We start from the raw sequence: 13,180 nt of genomic DNA, 5'->3' as shown, positions 1-13,180 counted from the left end.
GGCCACTACGGGCCCTCGTTCCTCTGGTACAACCCGGAGCCGTCCTCCGCCCCCGGCAAGCCTTTCACCTGGCGCTACGCCATGCTCTTCATCGCCTCGACCGGCGGCAACGACAGTCTCGGTCTGGGTTACTCGGACGACGGGTTGGACTGGCGACTGTATGGAAACGCGCCGATCCTCTCCGGCCTGATCGATGCTCAGGATTGGGAGGGAGCGAACGGCTATGTTTCCTCCTGCCACGTGGAGCGTCTGGCCGACGGCCGCTGGTGGATGCTCTATTCCGGCGGGGAGGCCGGAAACGCGGGGATCGGCTATGCCTGGTCCTGGGACCGCATCCATTGGACCAAGGCTGCCTTCAATCCCGTGTTCCAGGCGGGCCAGGGGCCGTTCCTCGAGCGCTGCTACACGCCCTGCCTCGTCATCGACGCCGACGGCTCCTTCCTCCTATACCGCTCAGCACGCGATGCCGACTCCTATCGGACCTTTGTTTCGCGCCTGAGAGCACCGTCACTCGCTTGGCGGGACCTGCTCGATTCGGACCGTCTCGGCCAGGGATTGACGCCGCGGACGGGCATTCACCGGGGTGTGGGCACGGAGGCCGAACGGGACGCGGCCATTCCCAACCCGTCCCTGGGCGACGAGTGGTTCAACATCGATCTCGCCGGCGGCGGAAAGTGGGAAAAACACACCGGAACCGAGTGGAAGAAGAGCTGATCGGTGTTCTTTTTTCGGAGTGATCCCAGCCACCCCGTTTTGCGGGGAAGCCTATAAATCCCGATGTTTCCGCCGGTTACGGCTCCGTGTACATAAGTCATTGAATATCAATGGCTTATCTTCGGCATGTCCGTCGAATTCGCCTTGCTTTCTGTTCGGAAAGAAGCCTGTATGTGTGTGAACACAACGCAGAAACCCTTGCGATACAAGGGCTTACGAACAGCAAGGAGAATCCATGGACTTACGCCAAATCAACTTCGGAATCGAGATCGAGACGGTCAAACGGACACGCGAGCGTGTGGCCCGCGCCGTCCAGTCGGTGGTGGGCGGCGAGGTCCGCCATGTCGGGAGCCCGGCCAGTTTCGACCCCTGGGAGATCACCGATGAACAGGGCCGGACCTGGAAGGTCGTCGCCGACGGATCGCTCATCAATGTTCCCGGCCACCTGCGGGCCGAGGTGGTGAGCCCGGTACTCGCCTACACCGACATCCCGACCCTTCAGGAAGTGATCCGGGCGGTGCGCCGCTGCGGAGCCAAAATCGACCAGCGATGCGGCATCCATATTCATGTGGACGCCACCGCATTCGACGGCCGCACCCTGGGCAACCTGGCCAAGATCATCTACAAGCAGGAGCCGCTCATCCTCAACGCCCTGGGCGTCAACGAGACCCGGCAGCGGAACTACAGCAAACCGGTGAGCGATGACCTGATCAGAAAAATCGAGCGCCGACGGCCCAAGACCAAGGACCAGCTCAACCGGATCTGGTACGGCTATCACAACAGCCGGCCCCAGCATTTCGACTCATCCCGCTACCACGGGGTGAACCTGCACAACGTCTGGTACCGGGGAACCGTCGAGTTCCGCTGGTTCGAGGGAACGCTTCACGCCGGTAAGGTGCGGGCCTATATCCAGCTGGTCCTGGCCGTGGCCGCCAAAGCCCTGAACGGACGCGCGGCATCGAGCCGCAAGCGCAGGTTCAATCCTCAGAGCGCCCGCTACGACTTCCGGGTCTTTCTGCTCCATCTGGGACTCATCGGCGACGAGTTCAAAACCGCGCGCAAACACCTGCTCGCGGCGCTTCCGGGGGACTCGGCGTTCAAGCGAGGCAGACCGAAACCAAAGACACAAACCGCCGTCGAGGCGGATGTCCCCACGGAGGCCGGGCCGCAACCCCGGCCTCCGGCGTTTACAGGGAACGGCACCGCGGAGACGGATGAAGGAGGTGCGCCGTGAGAGTGCTGATCAAGAATACCGACCTCGCCGGGAAACCCCTTGAGGGCGAAGGCGAGGTGTTCACCGGGAAAACCTCCCTTGAAATCGTCCGGGCCATGAAGGGGGCGGCCCTGTTTTCTGACCAGGGGAGTTTCGAGGATTACATCGACATGCTCCTGCGCAACGCCAAGATGCTCGCAGGCATCGACCTGATGGTCAAAGGCGACAGCCCCGAGGAGAAGGCCGACTCCCTCCTCGCCGCCTTGATCGAACATGGCCTGGCTGAAGTCCTCGAAGATGACGCGCCCGTGCGGATACCCGTCCCCGCCCTCGTCTGGCAGGGCATCAACGCGGTGCGACTCTCGGGACTCACCAACATGCTCGACCGCCCCGCGGTCGTCCGGATCGCCCGGGAACTCGACTTCAGCGAAGCCGCGGGATGGATCGAAACCCACCCCAAGGAATACGCCGAGGGTGTCTTCCGAGGCTTCGTGGTGGAACCGGACGGAGGGAAGTCCTGATGTGCGGGCTGGCGGGTGTCATATTGGGCAAAAAAAGGCGACGGGCCGAGGAACGGGAGCTCCTGGCCTGGCTGTTCACCCGGCTGCTGGTCTTGAGCGAAAGCCGGGGCCCCCACGCAACCGGGATGGCCTGGCTCAATCGTGACGGCGAGCATCGCCTCTTCAAGGGACCGGTCTCCGCCGGACAGTTCGTCACCGACAAGGCTTTCCACGAGGTCTTGGCCGGTATCGACAACCGTACAACGGTTCTGCTCGGCCACACGCGCTGGCGGACCCGAGGGGATGAACGGGTCAATCGCAACAACCACCCGATCCGGGCCGGGAACGTCATCGGCACCCACAACGGCACCATCTACAACGCCGATTACCTGTTTCGCCGTTTCAAACTGAGGCGCTTCGCCGAAGTGGACAGCGAGCTGCTCTTCCGCCTGGCGGCCAGGGCTGCACGGAGCGGTCGGATGGATGTCGAGTGGTTCAAAGAACGGCTTCGGCGCTGCCGGGGCCAGATGACAGCGGTGCTCGCGTCCCGGCTCGATCCTGAAACCATCCTCGTGCTCAAGGGGAACAAACCGCTCGAGTTCCGCACCCACCGCAAGCATCGGGCGGTGCTTTACGCCTCCGATCCGGCCTTCCTGGACGCTGTCCTGGCCGATGAGCGCGGCTGGCGGGAGCTGACTGTTCCCTCCATGAGCATGATTGTGTTCAGGCACGAGGTTCTCACGGAGTTCTCGAGGGAGTCTCTCGAGTTCATCGTCCAGGAAAAGAGGGGGAAAGCACCATGACAGAGCATGCAATGAACCCCGATGAACCCCTGAAGGAGAACACTCAGGGGATGCTGAGACTCTTCGTCTACGGGACTCTGAAGCGCGGTTTCTGGAATCATGACCGTTTCTGCCGGGGCGTGTTGAACATCCGGGAAGCCGTGGTCCGCGGTCGCCTTTATGAAATGCACTCAGGCATCCCCGTCCTGCAGGTCCCGGACGGGGATGTCCTCGCCCATGGCACTTCGGACGTTTCGGCCGACGTGGCCACACAGGCGCGCCTTTCCGAACAGCCGGCCTCATACCCCGAACCGGCCCTGCAAAGCGCCACAGCGGGCGACTGGGGCCGCGTGTACGGGGAGCTTCTCACCTTCGACGACCCCGAGACGCACCTGCCCCCCATCGACCGCCTGGAAGGTTTCCGTCCGGGCGGCTCCAGCCTCTACAGACGGGTCCTTGTGCCGGTATGTATTGAGCACGGCATGGCGCTGCCTGTCTGGCTGTATATTGGCCCAAGTTATTTGATTAACGGGAGATTCTTGTCTTCAGGTAGATGGCCTTCCTGACTCTCTCCAGGATGTTCGCAGAAGCGATTTCCCTTGCTTTTTGTTCCGCGAATGATATAACATACGCTATTAAATTCGAGCAGAAGCCAGAGGTCTGCTGCCCTGACGACGAGAGGTTCACCGAATGGATAATGAAGATCGAAGTTTATCGACCTTGGTAAAGGAAATCCGCCAGCAACTCGCCTTGAGCCAGGAGGACTTGGCGAGGCGGTTGAATGTCAGCTACGCAACCGTAAATCGTTGGGAAAACGGACAATCCTTGCCGTCCAAACTTGCCAAGGCTCAGTTGAGTGCATTCTGCAAAAAAATGATCAAGCAGGGTAAGCTGGCACTGGCGGACGACCTCATCGACTCTGCGGGACTTAGCCAGGACTAGGGAGCGAATATGAATAATTTCAGCGGAAAAGTGAATTTCATCTGGTCAGTGGCAGACCTGCTGAGGGGTCCCTATCGCCCGAATCAATACAAGGACGTCATGCTCCCCATGACGATGCTGCGTCGGCTCGACTGCGTTCTGGAGCCGACCAAGGACAAGGTGCTCGCCAAACAGAAAACGCTCTCCGGCGGAAAAGTCAAAAAAATCGATCCTCTTCTGTGCCGGGTTACGGGAGTGCCCTTTTACAACACAAGCCGCTATTCATTCGAGAAACTCAAAGGCGATCCCAACAACATCGCCGCCAACCTCACCAACTACATCAAGGGCTTTTCAACCCGCGCCCGGGAGATCATCGAGAACTTCGGCTTCGAGGAACACATCGGGAAACTCGACAAGGCCGACCGTCTCTACCTTCTTGTATCCCGATTTTGCGACATTAACCTGCACCCGCAGGAAGTCTCGAACCTTGAGATGGGCTACATTTTTGAGGAACTGATCAGGCGGTTCAACGAGGCGTCGAACGAAGAGGCCGGCGACCACTTCACACCCCGCGAGGTGATCCGTCTGATGGTCAATCTGATTTTTATGCCCGACAGCGATGTGCTCACGACCAGGGGCATCGTCAAGACGCTCTATGACCCGGCCTGTGGTACCGGGGGCATGCTGTCCGTTGCCGAGGATTATGTTCGGGAACTGAATCCCGACGCCCGCTTGGAGGTCTTCGGTCAGGACTACAACGCCCAGGCCTACGCCATCTGCGGGTCGGACATGATGATCAAGGGCCAGGACATCGAACATATTGCCTATGGCGACAGCTTTACCGACGACCGTTTTCCCCGCCACAAGTTCGATTACATGCTGGCCAATCCGCCCTTTGGCGTGGAGTGGAAGCCCGAGGCCGACTTTATCAAGCGGGAGCATGAGGAGCAGGGCTTCGGCGGCCGTTTCGGGGCCGGCTTGCCGCGCATCAACGACGGGTCGCTTCTTTTCCTGCAGCACATGATCAGCAAGATGAAGGACCCCAAGGAAGGCGGTACGCGCCTGGCAATAGTCTTCAACGGATCACCGCTGTTCACCGGGGCAGCCGGATCGGGCGAGAGCGAGATTCGCCGCTGGATCATCGAAAACGACTGGCTGGAGGCCATCGTCGCGCTGCCGGACCAACTCTTCTACAACACCGGCATCTACACTTATCTCTGGATCGTCACCAACCGGAAGGAGCCAAGCCGCAGGGGCAGGATTCAACTAGTGGACGGCACCGGCTTCTTCAAAAAGATGCGCAAGTCCCTCGGCAATAAGCGCCACGAAGTATGCGACGACCAGCGCGACGACATCACGCGGCGCTACGGTACGCTCAAGGAAGGCGAGCATATCCGCGTCTTTGACAACGAAGACTTCGGCTACCGCCGCATCACGGTCGAGCGTCCGCTCCGACTCAACTTCGCCGTCAACAAAGATCGTATCGCGCGGCTTGCCGAGACCAAGGCCTTCACAAACCTGGCCACCAGCAAGAAGCGCAAGGACACCAAGGCCGCCAAGGCAGAGATCGAAGCGGGTCATAAGCTTCAAGAGGATATTATGGCCGCTCTTGAGCCGCTCGCGTCGCTCGGCATTGTCAAAGACCGCGATGAATTCTCTAAACGTTTAAAATCCGCCTTCAAGAAAGCCGGGATCAAGGTCCCCGCCGCCCTTTTCAAGGCGATCCTCATGGCCCTCGCCGAGCGGGACGAGACGGCCGAAATCTGCACCGATGCCAAGGGCAACCCGGAACCCGATCCGGAACTGCGCGACTACGAGAACGTGCCGCTAAAGAAAGACGTGGACGAGTACATGAAGGGCGAGGTTCTGCCGCACGTGCCCGATGCCTGGGTGGATGAATCAAAGACGAAGGTCGGCTACGAGATCAGCTTCAATCGGTATTTTTACAGCTATGTGCCTCCACGTGATCTCGTTCGCATTGAAGTAGATATGTCCAAGCTCGAAAGAGATATCATTACCGCTATTCACTCAGTTATCGTATCAAAGGATAGCCAGGCAGAAACTCAGGCATTGGGCCTTGTTGAAGAATCTGCTCCCCGGAACGCTATTTCTTATCCGACCTACAAGCCAAGTGGATTTGAATGGTTAGGAGACATCCCTTCTCATTGGGAGATGCGAAAGCTGAAGTTAATCGCCGACATTCGTAACAGCAACGTCGATAAAAAGACCGAAGAAGACGAACGGCCAGTACTTCTGTGTAACTATGTAGATGTCTATTACAATGATTACATCACCGATAACATTGAATTTATGAGTGCCACCGCAAACATAGATGAAATTCGTCGGTTCTCACTAGAGCATGGGGACGTTCTTATTACCAAAGATTCAGAAATGTGGAACGACATAGCCGTTCCCGCATTAGTTGATAAAGAACTCGATGGGGTGCTGTGTGGATATCATTTGGCACTGGTTCGTCCATACACGAAGTTAGTACTTGGGGAATATCTCTTTAGGGCTTTTTCGTCACATGCAATACGTGATCAATTTCGTGTTCGAGCTAATGGCATCACGCGTTTTGGACTTTCTATTGATGCGATTACCAGCGCCTTGTTCCCGCTTCCTCCTTTGGAAGAGCAGCGAAGTATTGCTGTCTTCCTTCGTCGAGAGACCTCAAGAATAAACGCATTAATAGCCGGCATTCGGGAAGATGTAAATGGGCCGGGGTTATTCGCGCGATTAGTGAAGGCACTAATCGAATACCGTTTAGCTCTTATATCGGCAGCGGTGACGGGGAAAATTGACGTTCGGAAGGAGGTTTCGGCATGACTCATTCAATGCTCGACCTTCTTCGGATAAGGGCGAATCGCATCTACGAAGAAGGCATCCGGTTAATCGGCAACTTTTCTGCAATGCATCCGGCAAATACACCGGGGGATTCGGTAGTCCTTATCAGTCCAGGCGGAAACCAGTTCTGGAATGATCTGCCCCCGGCGGGCAAGCAGATTCAAGTCAAGCTGCTTCCAGAGATTGGCCGCTTTTCTGAGCTTGTTCGGGCACTGACCCGAAACCTCCCGAATGGTGTTCAGAACAATATGCAAGGGGCGCTTGAGACAATACGAAGATCGGTGGAGCAGGAAGGAACTACGTGGTGGAAATCACGGGACGAAGCAGTGGAAGGCTTCCGTTCCCTGATCGAAGAGATCATCAACACGCTTGAGAAATATTGCAATAGCTCTACCGGAGAAGCGTTGGCAATAGCCGATACAAACGCCCTGATCCATAATCCAGATATCGAGCACTGGCACTTCGAGGACGTGAAAATGTTTACCGTCGTTTTAACTCCAACGGTCCTGTCAGAACTTGATAAGCACAAGATGAACCATAAAAACCAGCAAGTTCGTGAGAAGGCATCTTCGGTTATCCGCCGGATAAAAGAATACCGGAGACGTGGATCTCTGCAAGACGGTGTCGATGTTGTAAAAGGCCGAGTGGCCCTTCGATCAATAGCAAATGAACCGAATATGGATCAGAGCCTGTCGTGGCTCGACTCTGCCAATGCGGATGATCGTTTCTTGGCATCCGCCATTGATGTTATGCGAGCCGATCTTGCCATGCGTGCTTTTATTGTCACGTCGGATATCAACCTGCAAAACAAGGCAGAGATGGCCGGATTGCCTTTCTGCGAGGTTCCTTCATCTATGGCCGAAAAGGGAGAACAATAATGCCCGGCCAACACACGGAATACGCATTCGAAACCGCCATAGAACACTACCTGACCACGGCCGGTGGGTATGAAAAAGGCGACCGAGACAGTTTCGATACCGAGCGGGGTTTGTTCGTCGGCGACGTGATTGCGTTCATCCAGAAAACCCAGCCCAAGGAATGGGAGTACCTTGCCAATCTCCAAAAAGAAAAGGCCGAAGAGACGCTGATAGACGACCTGTGCCGTGCGCTCAACTCCAGCCACGAGGGGTGCCTTTCGGTCCTGCGACACGGGTTCAAGTGTTTCGGCAAGCTGTTCCGGGTGGCCTATTTCGCCCCGGCCAGTGGAATGAACCCGGACACTCAGGCGCTCTATGCCGCCAACCGACTCACCGTTACGCGCCAGCTCCGCTATTCGGCCAAGCATGGCAACACCCTTGATGTGACCCTGGCCCTCAACGGCATTCTCGTCGCCACGCTGGAGCTGAAGAATCCAATGACCGCCCAAAACTGGCGGCATGCAGTCACACAGTACAAAAACGACCGCGATCCGTCAGACCTGATCTTCCAATTCAAGAAGCGCACGCTTGTCCATTTCGCGGTAGACACTGACGAAGTCTACATGACCACGCGCCTTTCGGGTAAAAGCACGCGCTTTCTGCCCTTCAACAGGGGCTGCGGTGGCGGGGCTGGCAATCCGGAAAATCCCGGCGGCTACAAGACCGCGTATTTGTGGGAAGCGGTGCTGGAGCGTCACAGCTTCCTGGATATTCTGGCACGGTTCATTCACCTGCAGATCGAGGAAAGAAAGCTCGGTGGCAAGCGAATCAAGAAAGAAACCATGATATTCCCGCGCTATCACCAGCTTGATTGCGTGCGGAAGCTTGTCGCCGACGCCCGCGAGCGCGGTACCAGAACCAACTACCTGATTCAGCACTCCGCCGGCAGCGGCAAATCCAACTCCATTGCTTGGCTGGCCCATCGGCTCGCCAGCCTCTACACCGAAAATGACGAGAAGGTTTTCGACTCGATCATCGTGATCACCGACAGGGTTGTCCTCGACCAGCAGCTTCAGAACACGATTTACCAGTTCGAGCACAAGCAGGGCGTGGTGCAAAAGATCGATATCAACTCGACACAGCTCGCCGAGGCCCTCGCCTCGGGCGTACCGATTGTAATTACCACGCTCCAGAAGTTTCCTTTCGTCACCGAGAAAATGGGCGAACTGCCCATGCGCCGTTATGCGGTGGTTGTTGACGAAGCCCACAGCTCCCAAGGCGGCGAGACGGCGACCGAGCTCAAGGGCGTGCTCGCCGGCGCTGCCATAAAGGAAGAGGCCAGGGCAAAGGCCGAGGCGGAAGGGCTGCCCGATTATGAGGAGGAAATCCTCAAAACCATGGCCAAGCGCGGGCATCAACCCAACATCAGCTTTTTCGCCTTCACCGCGACGCCCAAATACAAGACCCTGGAGGTCTTCGGCACACCCGGCGCGGACGGCAAGCCGACTCCCTTCCATCTTTACAGCATGCGCCAGGCCATCGATGAGGGTTTCATCCTCGACGTGCTCCAGAACTACACGACATACAAGACATATTACCGGCTGATCAAGTCAATCGAGGATGACCCGCAGGTCGACAAGCGCAAGGCCGCGCGGGCGCTGGCGCGATTCATGAGCCTGCACCCGCACAATATCGCACAGAAGACCGAGGTCATGGTCGAGCATTTCCGGCATTTCACTATGCACAAGATTGGCGGCAAGGCCAAGGCCATGGTGGTGACCTCCAGCCGCCTTCACGCTGTCAGGTACAAACAGGCATTTGACAATTACATTAAAGACAAAGGCTACACCGGCATTAAGACGCTGGTGGCCTTTTCCGGGACCGTGATCGACCCGGACGCTGCGGGTGTAGAATACACGGAATCCGGCATGAACGTGGATGTCCAGGGCAAGCACATCAAGGAAAAAGAACTGCCCGAGCGTTTCGGGACAGAGGAATACCAGGTGCTGCTCGTCGCGGAGAAGTACCAGACTGGCTTTGATCAACCCCTCCTTCACACGATGTATGTGGACAAGCGCCTGTCCGGCATCCAGGCCGTGCAGACGCTTTCGCGCCTTAACCGCACCCATCCCGGCAAGGAGGATACCTTTGTCCTGGATTTCGTGAATGAGCCGGATGAAATTCTCAAGGCCTTTCAGCCCTATTATGAGCAGACGCTCATCGGTGAGCGTGCCGAACCCCAGCAGCTATATGAACTGCAAGCCAAACTCGACGGCCACCAGGTTTATTACAAGGCCGAGGTCGAGGAGTTCTGCAAGGTCTTCTACAAGCCCAAGCCGAACCAGACAACGGCGGATCATGCCAGGATGAATGCCTGCATCGATCCGGCGGTGGGGCGCTATAACGACCTGGACGAGGATGTCCGGGAGGAATTCCGCAAGACGCTCGTGGCCTACAGGAACCTTTATTCCTTCATGTCACAGGTGATCCCGTTCCAGGATACCGACCTCGAAAAGCTCTATTCGTACATCCGGTTCCTGCTGACCAAGCTGCCAAGAGGCGACCGGGGCCCGGTCTACAACTTCAACGACGATGTGGCTTTGAAGTATTACCGCCTGCAGAAGATCGGCGAAGGGTCAATCGTTATGGAGGCCGGCGCTCGCTACGAGGTTTCAGGCCCCACATCAGTAGGAACGGGGGTTGCCCGGGGAGACGAGATCGAGCTGTCCAAGCTGATTGACATCCTCAATGAACGGTTCGGGACGGATTTCCGTCCGGGTGACCAGCTGTTTTTCGAATCGATCCGGGAGGACGCGGTATCTGACAGCAACCTCCGCCAGGCAGCGCTCGCCAACACGATGGAAAACTTCGGCTACGTCTTTCGCAAGGCTTTGGAGGGGCTCTTTATAGACCGAATGGACCAGAACGAAGAGATAACAGCGAAATTTATGAACGAAGATCAATTCCGGGAGGCAGTCAGCAAGCATCTCCTCAAGGAGGTCTACGAAAAGATCAGAGAGGAGGCTGAGGTCGCAAATGACGAATGATGAAATAGCACGTTTCTTTAACGACACCCAGGCGTATATCCAGGGTAATCCCGACCTACGCGATCCCCAGGTCGAGGGATGGTTCCGTACACGCCAGCATTTTCGGAACAGTTCCGAGCACGCTATTCTCCAGATTCCAGTGGGTTGCGGCAAAACGGGGCTCATGGCTCTGCTTCCCTTCGGTATCGCCCAGGGTCGTGTTCTGGTGATCGCTCCGAACCTTGAGATACGCCGAGGTATCTCTACGGCTTTCGATATTGCCGGGCGGGACTGCTTCTGGACTTTTACGCGTGTCCTCACCGACGTAAATCATGGCCCGTACACGGCCGTCCTGGACGGTCAGGATGCGAATATCCACGACTGCGAAAACTCCCATATCGTTGTAACCAACATCCAGCAGTTGGCGAGTCGAGCTGATCGATGGCTGCCTGCTTTCCCAGATGGTTTTTTCGACCTGATCATGGTTGACGAGGGTCACCACAATGTGGCCAGAAGCTGGGAGCGCGTGTTTGAGCGATTCCCCAACGCCAAAGTCGTGAGCCTGACCGCCACGCCATTCAGAGGCGATGGCCGCGAGATTGCTGGTGAGGTGGTCTACGCATATCCCTTCCGCACAGCCATGGTGCGGGGGTATATCAAGCAGATCACCGCAGTGAATGTTGCTCCACAGGAAATATTCTTCACCTATCGGGGGGATTCCAGACATCACACGCTTGAAGAGGTCCTTCAGCTGCGGGACGAGGAATGGTTCAGCCGAGGTGTGGCCCTGGCCCCGGAATGCAACCGGTCCATCGTGGACGCCAGCATCCAATGGCTTCAACACCTACGACAGTCAGGAACTTTCCATCAGCTGATAGCTGTCGCCTGCTCGGTGGACCACTCGCGTCAAGTTCGTTCGCTTTATGCTGAGCGCGGCTTGAACGCGCGTGAAATCCACAGCAACATGCCGGCGGACCAGATCGAGGAGGTGCTCCAAGATTTGCGTCGAAGCCGCATCGATTGCATCGTTCAGGTCCGAATGCTTGGGGAGGGATTCGACCATCCCAATTTGAGTGTAGCGGCGATCTTTCAACCATTCCGGTCTCTATCGCCCTATGTCCAGTTCATCGGTCGGGTCATGCGGGTGATCCACCAAAACAACCCGCAGCACCTCGACAACCGGGGAATAGCGGTCTCACACGTGGGACTCAACATCGACCGACATTGGGACGACTTCAGGCGCATCGACCGAGAAGACCAAGAACTAATCCAAGGCTGGCTTGAATCCGGCGACGAGCGTCCACCTGCCGATGAACCAGGCCGGAGACGACGTCTTACCCCGGATATGGTGGTCCAAGATGAAATCATCAGTCATTTCGTCGAGCAGGCGTATTTGGACCCGATGGACGACGCCGTTATCGACGATCTGATAGAGGAATTCCGGAGACGTGGTCTTGATCCGGAAACGCTCGGACTATCCCGAGACAACCTCCGTCAGCGCCTCATCCAGGCGCGAACCAGGGAAAGCATGGAGCCTCGTGAGATTCCGGTGACTCCTCAGCGTCGGCGCCAGGAAGCCCGCCGAAGGCTTAATGAGCGTTCCCGGACCCTGGCTAACCGCGTCGTGACCGCGATTGGCGCTTCGATCAATGGACGTAACATTGCTTTGGCCTATCCCGAGCTTCGAAGCGTCAACAACTTCGCGGCGGTCATCCAGATCGTGAACCGTTTCGTCAATGAGCGACTCGAGGCCGACGTTGGAACCCGGGGCGAGATTCCATTGGAGAGACTTGAGGAGGTCTTGGGCCAGATTGACCAGATCGGCGACGAGGTCCAATCCGACATCCAGGATCGCCTTTCAAGGAGATGACCTATGCCCAAGCTGAAACGCCTTCTCGTATCCGCCTGCTTCGAAACCGCCCAACGCCGGCGACAATGCTCTCGCAACAAGGGACACGTGATATGCAAAGGCGACAAGTGCTTGGTCATTAAGGAAAACATGGCAAAGAACAATTACTGCATGGAATGCGCTCAGTTGATTCTTCAAAAGGCCAAGGAAGATCTCAATGGCCTCATCACTGAACTTGATGTCAACGGTTAGATCAGGATCAAGGCGAAAAATGAATCGAGAATAGATAATGGTGGACCAGACAAACAGAATGCAGGCATCCATGGCTCACCTTTTGGGCGAAGCGTCAAAGAACCTTGCGCGTTTTCTGGAAAAGGTCCTGCCGGACCTTTTTGAAGATTGGTGGAATGAGCTCATCCGCGAGGAGATTCCCGAAAAGGTGGCCGCCGACAAAGCCTACCAAAACGCCATGCG

Annotated in this window: 12 protein-coding genes and 1 pseudogene; all 13 read left to right on the top strand. The window is 56.9% G+C overall.

Annotated elements, in window-relative coordinates:
• Positions 1-714: hypothetical protein (locus PLF13_14495; GenBank protein ID HOP08478.1), on the top strand; the 714-nt coding region annotated here is incomplete at its 5' end.
• Positions 715-949: 235 nt separating this feature from the next.
• Positions 950-1,948: an amidoligase family protein gene (locus PLF13_14490; GenBank protein ID HOP08477.1), complete on the top strand. Its 999-nt coding sequence runs from the start codon at positions 950-952 to the stop codon at positions 1,946-1,948.
• Positions 1,945-2,448 carry a DUF5049 domain-containing protein gene (locus PLF13_14485; GenBank protein HOP08476.1) on the top strand — a complete coding sequence of 168 codons (504 nt, stop codon included), beginning with the start codon at positions 1,945-1,947 and terminating at the stop codon, positions 2,446-2,448. Before PLF13_14490 ends, PLF13_14485 begins: the two co-directional genes overlap by 4 nt.
• Positions 2,448-3,230, top strand: a complete 783-nt coding sequence (locus PLF13_14480) for a glucosamine 6-phosphate synthetase (protein HOP08475.1) — start codon at positions 2,448-2,450, stop codon at positions 3,228-3,230. Before PLF13_14485 ends, PLF13_14480 begins: the two co-directional genes overlap by 1 nt.
• On the top strand, positions 3,227-3,775 hold the full coding sequence (locus PLF13_14475) for a gamma-glutamylcyclotransferase (GenBank protein ID HOP08474.1): 549 nt from the start codon (positions 3,227-3,229) through the stop codon (positions 3,773-3,775). The genes PLF13_14480 and PLF13_14475 overlap by 4 nt, the downstream gene beginning before the upstream one ends.
• Before the next feature lie 124 nt (positions 3,776-3,899).
• On the top strand, positions 3,900-4,151 hold the full coding sequence (locus PLF13_14470) for a helix-turn-helix domain-containing protein (GenBank protein ID HOP08473.1): 252 nt from the start codon (positions 3,900-3,902) through the stop codon (positions 4,149-4,151).
• A gap of 9 nt (positions 4,152-4,160) precedes the next feature.
• Positions 4,161-6,143: pseudogene (locus PLF13_14465) on the top strand (class I SAM-dependent DNA methyltransferase).
• Positions 6,120-6,956 carry a restriction endonuclease subunit S gene (locus PLF13_14460; GenBank protein ID HOP08472.1) on the top strand — a complete coding sequence of 279 codons (837 nt, stop codon included), beginning with the start codon at positions 6,120-6,122 and terminating at the stop codon, positions 6,954-6,956. The pseudogene PLF13_14465 and the gene PLF13_14460 overlap by 24 nt, the downstream one beginning before the upstream one ends.
• Complete coding sequence (locus PLF13_14455) at positions 6,953-7,852, top strand: PIN domain-containing protein (GenBank protein ID HOP08471.1); 900 nt, start codon at positions 6,953-6,955, stop codon at positions 7,850-7,852. The genes PLF13_14460 and PLF13_14455 overlap by 4 nt, the downstream gene beginning before the upstream one ends.
• A complete protein-coding gene (locus PLF13_14450; GenBank protein HOP08470.1) occupies positions 7,852-10,878 on the top strand; it encodes a type I restriction endonuclease in 3,027 nt (1,008 codons plus the stop codon). The genes PLF13_14455 and PLF13_14450 overlap by 1 nt, the downstream gene beginning before the upstream one ends.
• Complete coding sequence (locus PLF13_14445; GenBank protein HOP08469.1) at positions 10,868-12,727, top strand: DEAD/DEAH box helicase family protein; 1,860 nt, start codon at positions 10,868-10,870, stop codon at positions 12,725-12,727. The genes PLF13_14450 and PLF13_14445 overlap by 11 nt, the downstream gene beginning before the upstream one ends.
• 3 nt (positions 12,728-12,730) lie before the next feature.
• Positions 12,731-12,958 carry a hypothetical protein gene (locus tag PLF13_14440; protein ID HOP08468.1) on the top strand — a complete coding sequence of 76 codons (228 nt, stop codon included), beginning with the start codon at positions 12,731-12,733 and terminating at the stop codon, positions 12,956-12,958.
• 37 nt (positions 12,959-12,995) lie between these two features.
• Positions 12,996-13,180: hypothetical protein (locus PLF13_14435; GenBank protein HOP08467.1), on the top strand; the 185-nt coding region annotated here is incomplete at its 3' end.

The sequence above is a fragment of the Candidatus Zixiibacteriota bacterium genome (assembly GCA_035380245.1).
Taxonomy (GTDB): Bacteria; Zixibacteria; MSB-5A5; order GN15; family FEB-12; genus DAOSXA01.
The sequence above is the reverse complement of the archived record's forward strand: the minus strand, read 5'-3'. Positions and strand labels throughout refer to the sequence as shown.